Origin of the sequence: Achromobacter sp. HNDS-1 (genome assembly GCF_040084795.1) — a bacterium.
Lineage (GTDB): Bacteria > Pseudomonadota > Gammaproteobacteria > Burkholderiales > Burkholderiaceae_B > Achromobacter > Achromobacter ruhlandii.
Genome location: NZ_CP157584.1, coordinates 5,299,035 through 5,314,664 on the forward strand (window position 1 = coordinate 5,299,035; position 15,630 = coordinate 5,314,664).

At 67.0% G+C, this 15,630-nt stretch carries 18 protein-coding genes and 1 tRNA gene; 8 read left to right on the forward strand and 11 right to left on the reverse strand.

Annotated features, from left to right (window positions below):
• Positions 1 to 56 precede the first annotated feature (56 nt).
• From ABFG95_RS24455 to ABFG95_RS24470, 4 genes are all read left to right on the forward strand, one after another.
• A complete protein-coding gene (locus ABFG95_RS24455; protein ID WP_348994988.1) occupies positions 57 to 710 on the forward strand; it encodes a phosphoribosylanthranilate isomerase in 654 nt (217 codons plus the stop codon).
• A gap of 201 nt (positions 711 to 911) precedes the next feature.
• Positions 912 to 988 (forward strand) — tRNA-Val (locus ABFG95_RS24460).
• A 744-nt stretch (positions 989 to 1,732) separates the two neighbouring features.
• A complete protein-coding gene (locus tag ABFG95_RS24465; RefSeq protein WP_049075085.1) occupies positions 1,733 to 1,942 on the forward strand; it encodes a hypothetical protein in 210 nt (69 codons plus the stop codon).
• A 117-nt stretch (positions 1,943 to 2,059) separates the two neighbouring features.
• On the forward strand, positions 2,060 to 2,338 hold the full coding sequence (locus ABFG95_RS24470) for a DUF2164 domain-containing protein (RefSeq protein ID WP_175146914.1): 279 nt from the start codon (positions 2,060 to 2,062) through the stop codon (positions 2,336 to 2,338).
• Between the two features lie 17 nt (positions 2,339 to 2,355).
• Here the strand turns inward: ABFG95_RS24470 and ABFG95_RS24475 are convergent, their stop codons facing one another.
• On the reverse strand, positions 2,356 to 2,670 hold the full coding sequence (locus ABFG95_RS24475; protein ID WP_254601280.1) for a TM2 domain-containing protein: 315 nt from the start codon (positions 2,668 to 2,670) through the stop codon (positions 2,356 to 2,358).
• Between the two features lie 187 nt (positions 2,671 to 2,857).
• Entirely contained in the window at positions 2,858 to 3,391 is a 534-nt protein-coding gene (locus tag ABFG95_RS24480) for a phosphonate degradation HD-domain oxygenase (protein WP_049075079.1), read from the reverse strand.
• A gap of 165 nt (positions 3,392 to 3,556) precedes the next feature.
• Between ABFG95_RS24480 and ABFG95_RS24485 the strand changes: the two genes are divergently transcribed.
• Entirely contained in the window at positions 3,557 to 3,772 is a 216-nt protein-coding gene (locus ABFG95_RS24485; protein ID WP_348994989.1) for a hypothetical protein, read from the forward strand.
• Here the strand turns inward: ABFG95_RS24485 and ABFG95_RS24490 are convergent.
• Positions 3,769 to 3,978, reverse strand: coding sequence for a hypothetical protein (locus tag ABFG95_RS24490; RefSeq protein ID WP_059269766.1), 210 nt, complete (start codon positions 3,976 to 3,978; stop codon positions 3,769 to 3,771). The two genes, ABFG95_RS24485 and ABFG95_RS24490, sit on opposite strands and share 4 nt — an antisense overlap.
• A gap of 99 nt (positions 3,979 to 4,077) precedes the next feature.
• Between ABFG95_RS24490 and ABFG95_RS24495 the strand changes: the two genes are divergently transcribed.
• Entirely contained in the window at positions 4,078 to 4,497 is a 420-nt protein-coding gene (locus ABFG95_RS24495) for a YbaN family protein (protein ID WP_217485131.1), read from the forward strand.
• A 158-nt stretch (positions 4,498 to 4,655) separates the two neighbouring features.
• Complete coding sequence (locus ABFG95_RS24500; protein ID WP_169535839.1) at positions 4,656 to 5,603, forward strand: alpha/beta hydrolase; 948 nt, start codon at positions 4,656 to 4,658, stop codon at positions 5,601 to 5,603.
• Between the two features lie 15 nt (positions 5,604 to 5,618).
• Here ABFG95_RS24500 and ABFG95_RS24505 read toward each other — a convergent pair whose 3' ends face one another.
• The 4 genes from ABFG95_RS24505 to ABFG95_RS24520 are packed head-to-tail and all read right to left on the reverse strand — an operon-like array spanning position 5,619 to position 10,394.
• The gene (locus tag ABFG95_RS24505) at positions 5,619 to 7,400 is read right to left on the reverse strand and encodes an IlvD/Edd family dehydratase (protein WP_100503701.1); all 1,782 of its coding nucleotides are present in this window, start codon (positions 7,398 to 7,400) and stop codon (positions 5,619 to 5,621) included.
• Positions 7,401 to 7,455: 55 nt separating this feature from the next.
• On the reverse strand, positions 7,456 to 8,472 hold the full coding sequence (locus ABFG95_RS24510; RefSeq protein WP_348994990.1) for a TRAP transporter substrate-binding protein: 1,017 nt from the start codon (positions 8,470 to 8,472) through the stop codon (positions 7,456 to 7,458).
• A 59-nt stretch (positions 8,473 to 8,531) separates the two neighbouring features.
• Complete coding sequence (locus tag ABFG95_RS24515; RefSeq protein WP_059269768.1) at positions 8,532 to 9,812, reverse strand: TRAP transporter large permease subunit; 1,281 nt, start codon at positions 9,810 to 9,812, stop codon at positions 8,532 to 8,534.
• A gap of 39 nt (positions 9,813 to 9,851) precedes the next feature.
• Positions 9,852 to 10,394, reverse strand: a complete 543-nt coding sequence (locus tag ABFG95_RS24520; RefSeq protein WP_049075067.1) for a TRAP transporter small permease — start codon at positions 10,392 to 10,394, stop codon at positions 9,852 to 9,854.
• Between the two features lie 130 nt (positions 10,395 to 10,524).
• Here ABFG95_RS24520 and ABFG95_RS24525 point away from each other — a divergent pair, with 130 nt between their 5' ends.
• Positions 10,525 to 11,550 (forward strand): LacI family DNA-binding transcriptional regulator, encoded by a 1,026-nt coding sequence (locus ABFG95_RS24525; RefSeq protein WP_049075065.1) that lies wholly within the window; start codon positions 10,525 to 10,527, stop codon positions 11,548 to 11,550.
• A gap of 7 nt (positions 11,551 to 11,557) precedes the next feature.
• Here the strand turns inward: ABFG95_RS24525 and ABFG95_RS24530 are convergent, their stop codons facing one another.
• The 4 genes from ABFG95_RS24530 to ABFG95_RS24545 form a co-directional block, all read right to left on the reverse strand.
• On the reverse strand, positions 11,558 to 12,454 hold the full coding sequence (locus ABFG95_RS24530) for a DMT family transporter (RefSeq protein ID WP_336730997.1): 897 nt from the start codon (positions 12,452 to 12,454) through the stop codon (positions 11,558 to 11,560).
• Positions 12,455 to 12,462: 8 nt separating this feature from the next.
• Positions 12,463 to 13,521, reverse strand: coding sequence for a histone deacetylase family protein (locus ABFG95_RS24535; RefSeq protein WP_348994991.1), 1,059 nt, complete (start codon positions 13,519 to 13,521; stop codon positions 12,463 to 12,465).
• Between the two features lie 104 nt (positions 13,522 to 13,625).
• Positions 13,626 to 13,946: a cupin domain-containing protein gene (locus ABFG95_RS24540; protein ID WP_054417958.1), complete on the reverse strand. Its 321-nt coding sequence runs from the start codon at positions 13,944 to 13,946 to the stop codon at positions 13,626 to 13,628.
• Between the two features lie 49 nt (positions 13,947 to 13,995).
• On the reverse strand, positions 13,996 to 15,630 hold the full coding sequence (locus ABFG95_RS24545; protein WP_348994992.1) for an ABC transporter ATP-binding protein: 1,635 nt from the start codon (positions 15,628 to 15,630) through the stop codon (positions 13,996 to 13,998).

The following is a 15,630-nucleotide window of genomic DNA, read 5'->3' on the forward strand; positions in this document are numbered from 1 at the left end:
GGCTCCCCTTATACTGGTCACATTCGTCGCGCCGCGCGACGCAAGCAATCAACGCCATGCGCACACGCATCAAGATCTGCGGCCTGACCCGCGAAGAAGACATCGACGCCGCCGTTGCGGCCGGCGTCGATGCGATCGGTTTCGTCTTCTACCCCAAGAGCAAGCGCTACGTCACGCCGACCCGCGCCGCGCAATTGCGCCGCGTGGTGCCGGCATTCGTCGACGTGGTGGCATTGTTCGTGAATCCGTCGCCGGACGAGGTGCGGGCCGTGCTGGACGAGGTCGGCCCCGAACTGCTGCAGTTCCATGGCGATGAAACCCCGCAGGACTGCGCGCGCCACGGCCATCGCTACCTGCGCGCCTTCCGCGCTGGCGCGCCCGGCCTGGAAACGGCGGAAGGCCTGGCCACGTATTGCCGCGCCTTTGGCGAGGCCGCCGGCTGGCTGTTCGACAGCTACAGCGCCGGTTTCGGCGGCAGCGGCCATGGCTTCGATCACGCCTTGCTGGCGGACGTGAAGGCCGATCCGGTGTCGCGGCCGTTGATTCTCTCCGGGGGGCTGAACCCCGACAACGTCGCCGCCGCCGTGCAATCCGTGCGTCCCTGGGCGGTCGATGTGAGCAGTGGCGTCGAGGTCGAGCAAGGAATAAAAAGTTCTGATAGAATCTCGTTCTTCGTTGCTGCGGTGGATGCCGCAGACGCGAAGAAATAGAAGGAAAAAGTAGTGCGGTGCCGGCGGGAGCGGTTGAAAAAACCAAACCAGCCGTTGTGTTGAGGAATGTTCGAGTCGAACGGTGTGGCAGGTATATGCCAAGCAATTCACACTACATCCGAAGCGCAATGAAAACAGCAAAAAATCTGAAAAGACGATTTGCATAGTTTAAAAAAGCACTATATAATTCTTCTTCTTTGCAGGCGGTTAGCTCAGCTGGTTAGAGCGCCACGTTGACATCGTGGAGGTCGTTGGTTCGATTCCAATACCGCCTACCAAATTCCTGCAAAGTGAGTGTTTGATAGAGCTAGTCAAGCACCACCCCGAAAGCCGCGACAGTCTTTGACTTCGCGGCTTTTTGCTTTGTGTGCTGCCAAGTAGCGCCAGCGGTTTAAGGGTAGGCATGAGGTAGGGCCAAAAATAATAAGGGTAGGCCCGTTGGCCTTCATTTTTCCGCCTTGACTGCGCAGCGATCGAGATAATCCGACCACCACTGCATCAACTGCCGGCGCTCGTCCAGATACTCGGCGTGGTTGTACGCGCGACGCACCGTGTTGCCCCTGCTGATAGGGCCTCGTTGATCTACGGGGAAGCCTGGGGATACTGATGACCACCTATCATTTTCTCGCCCAGCCGGTTGGCGTTCTATCCGGACAGCTTGCGTGACGTGTACGAGGCCAGCCCCCAGGGTTGGCCGGACGATGGTGTCGAGGTCAGTCCCGAGCTTTACGAACGACTGTATTCCGGACACCTGCAGGGACGCGTGTTCTGCGCTGGGCCCGACGGCGAGCCGATGACGAAGGAGCCTGATCCGCCGTCGAGTAATCGCCAGGTCCGCCGGATATAACGCCGCGCCGCCCGCGCGGTAAACCGACTCAAATCCTTTCGACAGAAATTTCCGCGCCTGCCGGTATCCGTCATATTGGACGTGATGGACGTCATCGTTCCGTGAGAATTCATGAAACTTCGGCTCTTTTCATTTTGTAGGATTTTCCTGAAAGAAAAATGAAAGGTGAGAAGCGATGAACGATTGCGATGAGTGCAGAGACATCGTGCAGGGCCAAGCCGGCGCGCAAGGGCATGCCCGTCTTATCAGCCTGGGAGACGTTCGCAGCCTGGCGGTCGTGAAAGGGCGGGCCCGGCAGGAAGCGTTCGTGTGCTCGACCTGCGCGGCCGAGTGGGACTACATCCATGCCACGCGCGGCGAGCGCGCGGGGTGGTTCCGGCAATAGCGGCGTGTCACCCGTCGTCACAAGGGTGGGGGTGTGGCACTATGACTATCGACGCCTGCGCGGCGGGGCCTGCCCTGTTCCTGGCCGCGCGGCCCCACTGAAACGTGAGGACGCCACATGGCCATCGAACTGGAGCGAGACGTACGCGATACCGCCATCGCTTCCCTGCGCCGGTATTTCGATCAGCACATGGAAGAACCGATCGGCAACATCACGGCGGGGGCGTTGCTGGGATTCATTCTTGAGGAAATCGGGCCGACCATCTACAACCGCGCGGTTGCCGATGTACAGGAGCGGCTGCAGCTGCGTGTTTCCGAGTTGGATCTGGAGGTCCACGAGGAAGAGTTCGCCTACTGGCGCAAGTACGACAAGGACGAGCGTGGCCGTCGGAAGTGACTCGGGCCGCGCACGTTTCAGGGCAGGGGCGAGTTCCCGGACGACAGCGTTGCCGCCAGCAGCATGTTGGCATTGCGGATCCAACCGGGAATCAGGAAAGCGTCGATGATTGCCCAGATGCCCACCGACGACAGCAGCGCAAAGCCCAAGCCGACGGCGCTGAAGGCGAAGCCGAGAGCCGTGAGGATGAGCATGGCGATGGCCGAGCCGGTCTTGCCGGTGTAGAAACGGTGTCCGCCCAGGCTGCCGAGGAAGAACCACAGGAGGTAGGCCACGCCGACGCTTTTGCGATGGGCGTCGTACATCATGGCTTGCATGGCGGGACTGTTCACGATATCTCCGAAAGGAACCCGATGCCTGGCCGGCGGGCGCCGGCTCCAAGGCGGCCAACGTGCTTTCCGCCGCGTCAGATGATTGGTTCTTTCCGGGCACCCGGCTAGATGGCCGCGCCAAATCTCGGACTGCTGAACAGTGCTGAAAAACGGGCGCGCCATTCCGCGCGCGGCGCACCGTCCGGATTCACGCCGCCCGCAGACAGCGGCGGGCCATATCCATGTAGTGCGCCAGCGGCGGGGTGGGCAGGCCGACCACTTTGGCCAGGTCGTCATAGCGGCGCAGCCGCACCGCCGCCAGCGCGTGCGATTGCGCGGCAAAGGTATCGGCCTGCGTCGGGGTGAACACGCCGCCCTGCAGGGCCAGGCTCTGCACCGAGGCGGGCGACAGGGTGTCCAGATAGGCGGGCTCGATCGCGCCCAGGTAGCGCTTGGCGGCGACGTGCAGGCGCACCGGGGCCGTGACTTCGTCATCGAACAGCGCGGCGAGCGCTGCGGCGGCCACTTCCTGGTGGCGCATGTCGTTGGTGATGCTTTCGGCGAGCATCAGGTGGCCGATGTCGTGCAGCAACGCGGCGACGATCAGGGCTTCGGACTCGCCGGCCTGTTCGGCCAGTTGCGCGCATTGCAACGCGTGTTCGGTCTGGCTGATGGCCTCGCCGCCATAGTAGGCGGCGCCATGATGGGCGAAGAGGTCTTGGATGCGGGGCAGGGTGAGCATGAGGGGATGCCTTCGGGACGGGGATCGGCAGAGACGATATGCCTTCATGGTGACATCTAGATGACTAGAACATGAGGGGCGGCCGTTCCGCGCCCCGCCGCGCGCGGCGGGGCCGGAGGGAGCGCGCTTTCGGAGACAGTCTTCGATACTCGACAGGCAGTCTTCATGCCCGCCGTTCATCTCAAGCCTGCCCTGGTGAGTGCTTGCCTGATGCTGGCGGCATGCCCGGCCGCCGCGCCGGTGACGCCGCCGTGGACGGATGAGATACCCATGTGCGGCGGACAGGACCGTTCCACGCCGACCGTGAAGGCCGCGGACGAGCGGCTGGCCGCGGACGCGGCGATTGCTTTCGGGGGGCGTGCCGATGCGGCGCGGGCCTAGCTGCAGGTCAGGATATTGAGCCAGGCGATGGCGCTGGCCAGCAGGCCGGCGGCCTGCACGCGTTCGGGGGTCTGGCGGCCGGCCTGTAATTGGGCCAGCGCTTTTTTCATGTGCAGCAACGGCGTGGTTTCGGTTTCGGCGACGGGCGTGACCGCGAGCGAAGCACGGGGGCGGCGGGTCTTGGCGTTGAGCGGTTCGGTGGTCAAGGGAGCCTCCTGGGCGGGCGCCGGCGCGGCGGGAGGAGGTCTGACCGCAGGCGTGTGCGAATGTTCCGGACAGGCAACTGCGTTATCCTGCACTCCATCATGATGAGAGCACTGTGGCTGATCCTGGGTTGCGCGATGCTGGCGCTGGGCGTGATCGGCGCCTTCCTGCCGGTGATGCCGACGACGATTTTCCTGATCCTGGCGGTGGGCTGCTTTTCGCGTTCGTCCCCGCGCCTGGAGCGCTGGCTGCTGGACAGCCCCACCTATGGCCCCTCGCTGCGCGCCTGGCGCGAACAGGGGGCGGTGTCGCGCAAGGGCAAGCTGTATGCGTCGCTGGGTATGGCGGTGGGCTACGGCCTGTTCTGGTGGGGCGCGCATCCCTCGCTGCTGCTTGCATCAGGCGTCGGCCTGTTCTTCCTTGCAAGCGCCGCCTATGTGCTGAGCCGTCCCAATCCGCGAGCGCTTGATTCGCAAGGGAAAACGCCCGACGAAACCGGCGGCCCGGCGGCAGGCGCGTAAAGCACGGTCGAAAGCCTGCGCGCGCCGTAACGCGCCGAAACCGGCGCCTTTCATCGGCTGGGTCTGCCTGCCGGATTTCTCTGCTTAAATGGCCCGCAGCGTGGCTGGGCTGGCGGGCGTGTGGTTCCGCCGGCATGGCGCGCCCGCGAGGAAGATCCATGCATATCAAGCGACGAGAACTGCTGTTGGCCGGCCTGTCGGGCGCGGCGCTGGGGCTCTTGACGGAACCGGCGGTGGCGGTTGCCGCGCCGGCGGGTCAGCAGGCCATCGATCTCTGGCCGGGCAGCCGCGCGCCGGGCGGGCCCGGACCGGGCGAAGCCGAGCAGGTCAGCGCCAAGGGGTCGGTCACGCGGGTGTCGCGGCCACGGCTGGTGGTGTACCGGCCCGAGCGTCCCAATGGCAGCGCGATGCTGGTGATCGCCGGGGGCGGTTATGCCCACATCGAGCGCGGCGCCGAGAGCACGCCCGCCTGCCTGTGGCTGCAATCCCTGGGCGTCACGGCGTTCGAACTGGTGTATCGCCTGCCGGGCGAGCACTGGCCCGCCGTGGCGCCGTTGCAGGACGGCCAGCGCGCCATGCGCGTGATCCGCGCCTCGGCACAGTCGTTCGGCCTGGATACCGGCCGCATCGGCGTACTGGGGTTTTCCGCGGGCGGACACCTGGCGGGCATGACCGCGGCCACGCCCGGCCTGGCGCGCTACCAGCCGGTGGACGAGGCCGACAGGCTGTCGTCACGGCCGGATTTCGCCGGGCTGATCTATCCGGTGTTAACCTTCATGCCGCCGTTCGACCATACCCACGCTCGCCGTTCGATCGTCGGCCAGCATCCGACGGCCGAGCAAAGCGCGGCGTTTTCCGTGGACCTTCTGGCCACGGCGCAGATGCCGCCCACTTTCCTGGCGCAGGCGCAGGACGACCCGATCGCGCCGGTCGACAACAGCCTGCTGATGTTCGCGGCCTTGCGGCGCCTGGGCGTGCCGGCCGAGATGCACATCTTCGCGGCTGGCAAACATGGCTGGGGCATGGGCAAGCCGGATTCGCTAGTGCATGCGTGGCCCGGCCTGTTCACGCAGTGGGCCGCCTTCAACCAGTTTTTCAAGGCCTGAACCCGACCCTCCGTGTCAGTGCGAGTGGCGCGGATCGCCGCGGGTCTCGACCACCTTCAGGTACAGCGTCGCCGGTTCGAGGCAGCCGCCGGTGGACAGTTGGCCCACCAGTTGGCGATACAGTTCCTGCCAGGGGGTCTGCGCCGGCGGCGGCTGGTACGGCGGCTCCTGCCGGCGCCGCGCCAGTTCGGCTTCGTCCACCAGCGCGATGACGCTGCGCTGGTTCAGGTCGACGCGGATGCGGTCGCCGGTGCGCAGCAGCGCCAGCCCGCCGCCGACGGCGGCTTCGGGCGACATGTTCAGGATCGACGGGCTGGCGGAGGTGCCGCTCTGGCGGCCGTCGCCCAGGCAGGGCAGCGAGTCGATGCCGCGCTTGATCAGGTGCGAGGGCGGCGCCATGTTGACGACCTCCGCGCTGCCCGGATAGCCGACGGTGCCGGCGCCGCGGATGACCAGGATGCAGTGTTCGTCGATGTTCAGCGCGGGGTCCTCGATGCGCGCGTGGTAATCCTCCGGGCCCTCGAACACGATGGCGCGCGCCTCGAAGGCGTTCTCGTCGCCGGGCGCGGACAGATAGGCGCGGCGGAACGCCTCGCCCACCACCGACATCTTGATGACCGCGCTGTCGAAGAAATTGCCCGATAGCACGATGAAGCCGGCGCGATGCTTGAGCGGCGCGTCGCAGGCGCGGATGACGTCCGCATCGTGCGTCTTGGCGCCGGTGGCGATCTGGCCGATGGTCTTGCCGGACACGGTGGCGCATTCGGCGTGCAGGCGGCCGGCAACCAACAATTCATGCATCACCGCGGGGACGCCGCCGGCGCGGTGGAAGCCTTCGCCCAGGTGCTCGCCCGCAGGCACGCAGTTCACCAGGAGCGGTACGTCCTCTCCCAACCGCTGCCAGTCGTCCAGGCTCAGGTCGATGCCGGCATGGCGCGCCATGGCGATCAGGTGCGGCGGACAGTTGCTGGACGCGCCCAGCGCCGAGGCCACGACGATGGCGTTCTCGAAGGCCTCGCGCGTCAGGATATGGGACGGGCGCAGGTCCTCGCGCACCATGTCGCAGATGCGCAGGCCGGTGGCGTAGGCCATCTGACCGCGTTCGCGGTAGGGCGCCGGGATGCTGGCGCAGGTAGGCAGCGACATGCCCAGCGCCTCGGCCAGCGAGTTCATGGACAGCGCGGTGCCCATGGTGTTGCAGTGGCCCACCGACGGCGAGGAGGCCGTGGCCAGCGTCATGAAGCCCTCGTAGTCCAGCTTGCCCGCCGCCATGAGGTTGCGGGCGTGCCAGATGACCGTGCCGGAGCCGACCCGCTGGCCGTCGTGCCAGCCGTCCAGCATGGGGCCGCCCGACAGCACGATGGCGGGGATGTCGACGGTGGCCGCCGCCATCAGGCAGGCGGGCGTGGTCTTGTCGCAGCCGGTGGTCAGCACCACGCCGTCCAGCGGGTAGCCGTGCAGGATCTCGACCAGGCCCAGGTAGGCCAGGTTGCGGTCCAGCGCCGCGGTCGGGCGGCGGCCCTGTTCGGCCAGCGGATGCACCGGGAACTCCATCGGGATGCCGCCGGCGTCGCGGATGCCGGCCTTGACGCGCTCGGCCAGCGCCAGGTGGTGGCGGTTGCAGGGCGCCAGGTCGCTGCCGGTCTGGGCGATGCCGATGATGGGGCGGCCCGATTGCAGTTCCTGGCGCGTCAGGCCGTAGTTCAGGTAGCGCTCGACGTAGATCGCCGTCATGTCGGCGTGGGCGGGATCGTCGAACCATTTCTGGCTGCGCAGCTTGCGGGGGGTGTCGGTCATGGGGTGCCTCGTGTGCTTCTGTGATGCGTGGCGCGCCAGCGGGCGCGCCGGGGACCTAATTGCGCGCCTTGCTGATTTCGGCGTTCAGTTGCCGGATCAGGTCGGGACCCAGTTCCTGGGTGTACTTGTCGACCACCGGCTGTACCTTTTCGCGCATCCGCGCCACCTCCTCGGGCGACACGGTATTGATCTTCATGCCGGCCTGCTCCAGCGTGCCCATCGCCTTGAGCGAATCGGCGCGGCTGTCCTTGCGCTCGAAATCGCGCGATGCCTCGGCGGCCTGGCGCACCAGCTTTTGTTCGTCGGGCGACAGCTTGTCCCACCATTTTTTCGAGGCCATCACCACCCAGGGCGTATAGACGTGGCGGGTGATGGTCAGGTAGGGCTGCACCTCGTAGAACTTGCTGCTCTGAATGGTGGTGATGGGATTTTCCTGGCCATCGACCGTGCGCGTTTCCAATGCCGTGAACAATTCCGAGAACGGCATCGGCACGGCATTCGCGCCCAGCGTGTTGAAGACGCCCAGCGCGATCTGGTTCTGCATCACGCGCAGTTTGATGCCCTGCATGTCCTCGGCGCGCACGATGGGGTGCTTGGAATTGGTCATGTTGCGAAAGCCGTTTTCCCAATACACCAGCCCCACCAGGCCCTTGGCCTCCAGCTTCTTGAGCAGGTCCTGCCCCAGCTGCCCATCCAGCACCGCGTCGGCTTCCTTTTCGCTGTTGAACAGGAACGGCAGGTCGAACACGCCGAATTCCTTGACCATGCCAGCCAGCGGCGCGGTGGAGCCGACCATCATCTCCTGCGCGCCGCCGACCAGCGCGCCCTGCATCTGTTCGTCCGAGCCGAGGTTGGCCGAGCCGAAGGTCTTCATCTTGAGCTTGCCGCCGCTGATTTTCTCGAGCTCCTGCGCCAGGTGGCGCGCGGCGCGGCCCTGCACGCTGTCTTCATTCAGGCCGTAGCCGAAGCGGATCAGGCGCGGCTTGACGTCGGCGGCCGCGGCGGCCCCGGCGAAGGCGCAGGACAGCGCCGTGGCCAGCATGACGAGGCGGGTCTTGAAACGGATGTTCATGGTTGTTCCTCCTTGGCTTCTTCTAGGTGGCGCCGGATCGGCGCGCTTGTTCACGGGCCTCAGTGCATCCAGCTCGCGGGGACGGTGATCAGTTCGGGGAAGATCACCAGCAGTACCAGCAGCAGCGTGTAGGCCACGACATAGCGCCACACGCCCCTGCAGATGGTTTCCATGTTGATGCGGGCGACGCCGCAGACCACGTTGAGCACGGTGCCGACCGGCGGCGTGAGCAGGCCGACGCAGCCCACCATGACGAACATGACGCCGAAATACACCGGGTCGATGCCGGCCTGGGTGACGACCGGCATGAGCACCGGCGCCAGGATCAGGATGGTGGGCGTCAGGTCCATGACCGTGCCGACCAGTGTCAGCAGCACCAGCAGCGCGAACATCAGCAGCTTGGGATGATCCAGCACCGGTTCCAGCAGCGCGATCAGGTCCTGCGGCATGTCGGCCAGGGTGATCATGTAGGACGAGACCATGGCGGCGGCCACCAGGAACATGACCACGGCGGTGGTGCGGGCGGCGTTGATGAACAGCGGCAGCAGGTGGCGCAGGCCAATCTCGCGATAGACGAACAGGCTGATCAGCAGCGCGTAGACGGCAGCCACCACCGCCGCTTCGGTGGGGGTGAAGATGCCGCCGCGCAGGCCGCCGATGATGATGACGGGCAGCAGCAGCGCCCAGGCCGATTCGCGCAGCGCCCGCAGCCGGGCGCCCCAGGGCTGGCGCGGCGCGGGCTTGATGGCGCCGTGCTTGCGCGCCACCCAGGTCCACACCGCCACCAATGTCATGCCCATCATCAGCCCGGGGGCGATGCCGGCGAAGAACAGCTTGGTGATGGAGACGTTGGTGGCGACGCCGAAGATGATGAACGAGATCGACGGCGGAATGATCGGCGCGATGATGCCGCCCGCGGCGATCAGGCCGGATGCCTGGCCGGCGTCGTAGCCTTTCTCGCGCAGCATCGGGATCAGCAGCGATCCGAGCGCGGCCGCGTCGGCCACGGCCGAGCCGGAAAGCGCCGCCAGCAGCACGCTGGCGAAGATGGCGACGTAGCCCAGCCCGCCCTGGATATGGCCGACGAACATGCTGGCCAGGTTGACAATGCGGCGCGAGATGCCGCCGGCGTTCATCAGTTCGCCGGCCAGCATGAACAGCGGCACCGCCATCAGCGTGAAGCTGTTGGCGCCGGACAGCATGTTCTGCGCCAGGATCTGGGTGTCGAAGAAATCAAGTTGGAACATCATGGCGATCGCGCTCAATAGCAGCGCGAACGCGATCGGCATGCCCAGGGCGATGAAGCCCAGCAGCACCAGCAGGAAGAGGGTCAGGATCATGGGGGGCGGGTCCGAACGTGGGAGGCGAGGAGGCCGGGGTCAGACCAGCGGGTCTTCGGGACTGGATTCCGCGGGCAGCGGGCCGCCGGCCAGCACGCGAATCAAGTCGAACAGGGTCAGCAGGCCCATCGCGACGGCGGCGTAGAGCGCGGCGGCGTTGAATACCGCCAGCGGCATCGCGGTCACCGGCAGGCGGGTGTCCAGGCCGATCAGCGTCTGTGCCCAGCTGCCATCGGCCAGCAGCCACAGCATCCACAGCACCAGCAATTGGCAGACGATGTGCGAGACGCGGCGGGCGGCGGGACCGAAGCGTTCCACCAGCATCGTGACGCCGATGTGCTGGTGGTCGCGCAACGCCAGCACCGAACCCAGGAAGATCATCCAGACGAAGGCCAGGCGGGAGATCTCGTCGGACACGTTGATGCCGGAATTGAACAGGTAGCGCATGGCGACATTGCCGAACAGCAACACCACCATCACCACCAGGCAGGCGGCCATCAGCCAGGTCTGCAACCGGGCGCACCAGTCGGCGGCGCGCGCCAGCGGGGTGGCGCCAGGCCGCCCCTTGGGGGAACCATGCATGCTTGTCTCCTCTCCGTTTTCCGGAATTCTTATGGATATCGCGAGGCTGATGTTAGCGCTAACATTTTTGGTTTGGCAAGCCCCGATCTTTAGGTCAGACTACGTGCTCGCCAACCGCTCAGAACGGCCGATGTCCATCCGAAAGCCCCGCAGCACCCGCGCCGGGCGCGTGACCATGCAAGAGGTCGCGCGCCGCGCCGGGGTCAGCGCGATCACCGTGTCGCGCGCCCTGCGCACCCCCGACAAGGTGGCCGAGGCCGTGCGCCTGCGCATCGCCGAGGTCTGCCAGGAACTCGGTTACGTGCCCAACCACGCGGCCAGCGCGCTGGCGTCGGCGCGCTCGCAGACTATCGTGGTGCTGATTCCATCGCTGAGCAACGTGGTGTTCGTCGACATCATCAACGGCATCAAGGAAGTGCTGGACGAGCAGGGCTACCACCTGCTGATCGGCGTCACCGGGTATTCGCCCGATGCCGAGGAGGCGTTGCTGCGCAAGTACCTGCAGCACCTGCCCGATGGCCTCATCCTGACCGGCATCGACCACAACCCGGGGGTCTGGGAGCTGCTGCGGGCGCAGGGGATGCCCACGGTCCACACCATCGAGACGCTCGAGGGCAGCGACGGCATGAGCGTCGGGTTTTCTCAGTTCGAGTCTGGCTATGCCGCCGGCCGCCACCTGGTCGAACGCGGCCGCAAGCGCATCGGCATCGTCGGCGCCCAGCTCGATCCACGCTCGTTGCGGCGTTGCGAAGGTTGCCGCCAGGCGCTGCGCGACGCCGGCCTGTACGATCCGGCGCTGGAGATCATGACGCCCGAGAAGTCGTCGATCGCGCTGGGGGCGGCGCTGCTGGAAACCCTGCTGGCAGGGCATCCCGATTGCGACGCGCTGTTTTTCTGCAATGACGACCTGGCGCAGGGCGCGGTGTTCCAGTGCGGGCGGCTGGGCGTGCGCGTGCCGGGCCAGATGGCGCTGGTGGGCTTCCATGACTTTGCGGGCACGGCCTGGACCACGCCGCCGCTGTCGACCATCGCCACGCCGCGCTACGAGATCGGCCGCGAGGCGGCGCTCTTGCTGATGCGCCACCTGGCCGGCCAGCCCATCGCGCAGCGCCACATCGACCTGGGTTTCACGCTGGTGCGGCGCGAAACCACCTGATCCCGCGTCAGCCGGCACGGCGCAACGCCAGGAACACGCCGGACGCCATGATCATGGCGATGCCGGTCAGCGCCAGCCCGTCAGGCGGACGCTGGAACCAGAACGTGCTAAAGGCCACCGCCAGCAGCAGCTGGAAGTAGTTCAGCGGCGCCAGCGTGGCCGCCGCGACGCGTTGGAAGGCGGCAATGAGCAGGATCTGCGCCAGTCCGCTGCAGGCGCCCAGGCCCACGATCAAGGCCATGTCCGTCAGGTCGGGCCAGGGATCCGGCAGGAAGAAGGGCGCGGGCAGGGCAGTGACGATCAGGCAGATGAAGGCGGTGTAAGCGTATTGCACCGGGCCGGCCACCTTGCCCGACAGCTTGCGGGTCAGCACCTGGAAGATGGCGTAGCTGATCGCCGACACCGCCATCAGCAGCGTGCCCAACGCCGGCAGGTCGGCGCCCGGCCGCACGATCAGCAGCATGCCGGCGAAGCCGGCCGCCACCGCCATCCATTGCACCGGCCGCACCCGTTCGCCCAGCAGCCAGGGCGACAGCGCGACCATGATGAGGGGCGAGGTGAAGTAGATCGCCGTGGCCTCGGACAGCGGCATCCAGATCAGTGCCGTCATGAAGCAGGTGCCGACGGTGGCCAGCATCAGGCCGCGCAGGATCAGCAGGGGCTTTTGCGGCGCGGCGCGCAGGTCGGGCCAGCCATGGCGCCACAGCAGCCCCAGCGCCAGCGTCGCCACGGCGAGATAGCGCATGATGTTCAGGAACGGCGCCGGGTAGCGCATCAGCATCTGCTTGGAGCCGGCGTCGAAAGTGGCGAAGGCCACCAACGCCGCGAAGAACAGCAGGATACCGGCCCGCCGTGAACCGGCGGCCGGGATGGCGCCGGGCGCCGTGGCGGAGGTGATGGCCATGGCGGGGTTCAGGCGCGGGCCAGGCCTTGCAGGAACTCGTCCAGCGCCGGGCCGATGGCCTGCACCATGTAGCCGCCTTCCTGCACCACCACCGTGGGCAGGCCCAGGCTGGCCACGCGCGCGCCGATGTCGCGGTAGGCGTCGATGTCCAGTTTCAGGACGCTGATGGGATCGTCCTTGTAAGTGTCGAACCCCAGCGCCAGTACCAGGGCCTGCGGCCCGTAGCCGGCCAGCGCCGCCAGCGCCGTGTCCAGCGCCCGCAGGAACGGGTCGTTGCCGGCGCCGTGCGGCAGCGGCAGGTTGAGATTGCAGCCCTCGCTGGCGCCGTGGCCGCGCTCGTGCGCGTAGCCGGTGTAGAACGGGTAGTAGCCGGCAGGGTCGGCGTGCAGCGATACCGTCATCACGTCGGCGCGCTGGTAGAAGATGTTCTGGGTGCCGTCGCCATGGTGCGCATCCACGTCCAGCACCGCCACCTTGGACCAGGTCTGCAACAGCCGCGCGGCGGCGGCCGCGCTGCTGTTCAGGTAGCAGAAGCCGCCAGCGCGGTCGCGGTGGGCGTGGTGGCCCGACGGGCGGCACAGCGCATAGGCCGATCCGCCGAAGACTGCCACGTGCTCGGCCGCGGCCACCGCGCTGTGGGCCGAGCGCAGCGCCGAACGCCAGGTATGCGCGCCGATGGGGCAGGACAGGTCGCTCAGGTAATAGCCGGTCTGCGCCACGATCGACGGCGACGGGCAGGGACCGCGCCCGGCCGTTTCGACGCGGCCGCTGTAGTAGGGCGACAGGTTCGGCAGCACTTCCGGGCCGGGGTCGACGCCCGGGGCCTTGAGCGCCTGCCAGCGGGCGAACGCGGTTTCCAGGTAGTCCAGGTAGTCCGTGCTGTGGACGGCTTCCAGCGGCTGGCGGCCGTAGTCGGGTGGCGCCTCGATCGCGATGCCGCGGGCGGCCAGCGCGCCTTGCAGGCTGTGGGCGCGAGAGGGCAGGTCGGTGGGGGCGCTGATGCGTCCCAGCCGCATAAACTGCTGGGGGGTGTGTAGCAGTTGTTCTTCCGAGAAAAACGCCTTCATGGTGGTCCTTTGCGTGTCGGCGGGAACGGGCCCGCCGACCGGCGGGTGGATGCGTGGCTCAGGGCGCGACGGTCGATGCGTGGCCGTCCGCCCAGGGCTGCCGGTCAGTGCGAACAGCCGGCGTCCGGGGCCTGTCCCGGCTGCTTGATCTCGATCTCGACGAAGACGAACTCGGTGTCGCCCGGGTTGATGACATTGTGCTCCACGCCCACCGGCCGGTAGTAGGACACGCCAGTGGTGAGCTGGCTGGTGACCTGGCCGTTGGGCGTGTCCAGCAGCAGCGGGCCGGTGGTCTGCGGCACCACCACGTAGTTCATGCCGTGGCGGTGCCAGCCGGTTTCTCCGCCGGGCGGAAAACGCCATTCGGTGACGGTGACCTGCTCGTTGTCGATCTGGACGGTGGGCACGGCGGGCGGGCGTTGCATGCGAGTCTCCTGGTTGGGGTGCCGCGGGCGTCGCGGCGGGTCATGCGCTTCACGCCGCGGCCTGCGCCTGGGTCGGATCCCAGTGCTGGCCGGGCACGGCGGCGATGAGTTGTTGCGTATAGGCGTGCTGCGGGTTGTCGAAAATCTGGCTGGGCGATCCGTATTCCACCACCTTGCCCCGGTGCATGACCAGCACCGAATTGCAGATCTGCGCGGCCACGCGCAGGTCGTGGGTGATGAACACCAGCGCGATCTTCAGGCGCTGCTGCAGGTCGTGTAGCAGTTGCAGCACCTGCGCCTGCACCGACACGTCCAGCGCCGATACCGATTCGTCGGCCACCAGCACCTTGGGCTCCAGCGCCAGGGCGCGGGCGATGCCGATGCGCTGGCGCTGGCCGCCGGAGAACTGGTTGGGGTAGCGGTCGAACGCCGACGGATCCAGACCCACCAGCGACAGCAGCTCGCGCACGCGGGCCTCGGCCTGGGCGCGCGGCACGCCGTTGGCGACCGGGCCGTCGCTGATGATGCGGCCCACGGTATGGCGCGGGTTGAGCGAGGCGAACGGATCCTGGAAGATCATCTGGATGTCCTTGCGCAGCGGCCGGAAGCGCGACTCCGGCATGGCGGCGATGTCCTGACCATTGAAGATCAACTGGCCGCCGTTGATGCCGACCAGCTTGAGCAGGCACTTGCCGATGGTCGACTTGCCCGAGCCGGACTCGCCGACGATGCCCAGCGTCTCGCCGCGCCGCACGTTGAAGCTGACGCCGTCGACCGCATGCACCTCGCGCTTGCCGCCCAGCCAGCCATGGCCGACGACGTAGGTCTTTCTCAAATCCTTCACTTCCAGCACCGGTTGTTCCGGCGTGGCGGTGGCGCGTTCCTCGCCGCGGCGGTGCGGCACCGCCGCGATCAGGCGCTGGGTGTAGGGATGGCGTGGGCGGTTCAGCACCTCCTCGGCCGGGCCCTGTTCGACCAGCACGCCTTTTTCCATCACCGCCACCCGGTGCGCGATCTCGGCGACCACGCCGAAATCATGAGTGACGAACATCACGCCCATGCCCTTTTCCTTCTGGATGCGGGCAATCAGCGCCAGGATCTGGGCCTGGGTGGTGACGTCCAGCGCCGTGGTCGGCTCGTCGGCGATCAGCAGTGCCGGTTCCAGCGCCAGCGCCATGGCGATCATGACGCGCTGGCGCTGGCCGCCCGACAGGCGGAACGGATATACGTGGTAGAGCGTGGCCGGATCGGGCAGGCCGACGAAGGCCAGCAGTTCCAGCGTGCGCCGCATGCGTTCCGGGCCGGGATAGACGTTGTGGACCCGCATGACCTCATTGATCTGTTCGCCCACCGTCATCAGCGGGTTCAGCGCCGACAGCGGTTCCTGGAAGATCATGGCCATGTCCTTGCCGCGCATGCCCTGCAGCGTGGCCTCGTCCTGGCGCAGCAGGTCGGTGCCACGGAACAGAATGCGGCCCTGTTGCGGCGTCAGGTAGTCGGGCAGCAGGCCCATGATGGCGTTGGCGCTCATGGACTTGCCCGAGCCGGATTCGCCGACGATGCAAAGGATCTCGCCGGCGTGGATGTCGTATGACACGTCCTGCACCGCGAACGGACGGTCGCCGCCGCGGGGCAGGGCGATGCTGAGGTGCTGGATGGACAGCAGGGGCGGGGAAGCGTTCAT

Excerpts from the sequence above, each read along its gene's own strand:
- ABFG95_RS24525 (WP_049075065.1), top strand. The coding sequence starts at position 10,525 with ATGTCCATCCGAAAGCCCCGCAGCACCCGCGCCGGGCGCGTGACCATG.
- ABFG95_RS24535 (WP_348994991.1), bottom strand. The coding sequence starts at position 13,521 with ATGAAGGCGTTTTTCTCGGAAGAACAACTGCTACACACCCCCCAGCAG.
- ABFG95_RS24540 (WP_054417958.1), bottom strand. The coding sequence starts at position 13,946 with ATGCAACGCCCGCCCGCCGTGCCCACCGTCCAGATCGACAACGAGCAG.
- ABFG95_RS24470 (WP_175146914.1), top strand. The coding sequence starts at position 2,060 with ATGGCCATCGAACTGGAGCGAGACGTACGCGATACCGCCATCGCTTCC.
- ABFG95_RS24495 (WP_217485131.1), top strand. The coding sequence starts at position 4,078 with ATGATGAGAGCACTGTGGCTGATCCTGGGTTGCGCGATGCTGGCGCTG.
- ABFG95_RS24465 (WP_049075085.1), top strand. The coding sequence starts at position 1,733 with ATGAACGATTGCGATGAGTGCAGAGACATCGTGCAGGGCCAAGCCGGC.
- ABFG95_RS24545 (WP_348994992.1), bottom strand. The coding sequence starts at position 15,630 with ATGAACGCTTCCCCGCCCCTGCTGTCCATCCAGCACCTCAGCATCGCC.
- ABFG95_RS24485 (WP_348994989.1), top strand. The coding sequence starts at position 3,557 with ATGCCCGCCGTTCATCTCAAGCCTGCCCTGGTGAGTGCTTGCCTGATG.
- ABFG95_RS24480 (WP_049075079.1), bottom strand. The coding sequence starts at position 3,391 with ATGCTCACCCTGCCCCGCATCCAAGACCTCTTCGCCCATCATGGCGCC.
- ABFG95_RS24455 (WP_348994988.1), top strand. The coding sequence starts at position 57 with ATGCGCACACGCATCAAGATCTGCGGCCTGACCCGCGAAGAAGACATC.
- ABFG95_RS24515 (WP_059269768.1), bottom strand. The coding sequence starts at position 9,812 with ATGATCCTGACCCTCTTCCTGCTGGTGCTGCTGGGCTTCATCGCCCTG.
- ABFG95_RS24505 (WP_100503701.1), bottom strand. The coding sequence starts at position 7,400 with ATGACCGACACCCCCCGCAAGCTGCGCAGCCAGAAATGGTTCGACGAT.
- ABFG95_RS24520 (WP_049075067.1), bottom strand. The coding sequence starts at position 10,394 with ATGCATGGTTCCCCCAAGGGGCGGCCTGGCGCCACCCCGCTGGCGCGC.
- ABFG95_RS24500 (WP_169535839.1), top strand. The coding sequence starts at position 4,656 with ATGCATATCAAGCGACGAGAACTGCTGTTGGCCGGCCTGTCGGGCGCG.
- ABFG95_RS24510 (WP_348994990.1), bottom strand. The coding sequence starts at position 8,472 with ATGAACATCCGTTTCAAGACCCGCCTCGTCATGCTGGCCACGGCGCTG.
- ABFG95_RS24530 (WP_336730997.1), bottom strand. The coding sequence starts at position 12,454 with ATGGCCATCACCTCCGCCACGGCGCCCGGCGCCATCCCGGCCGCCGGT.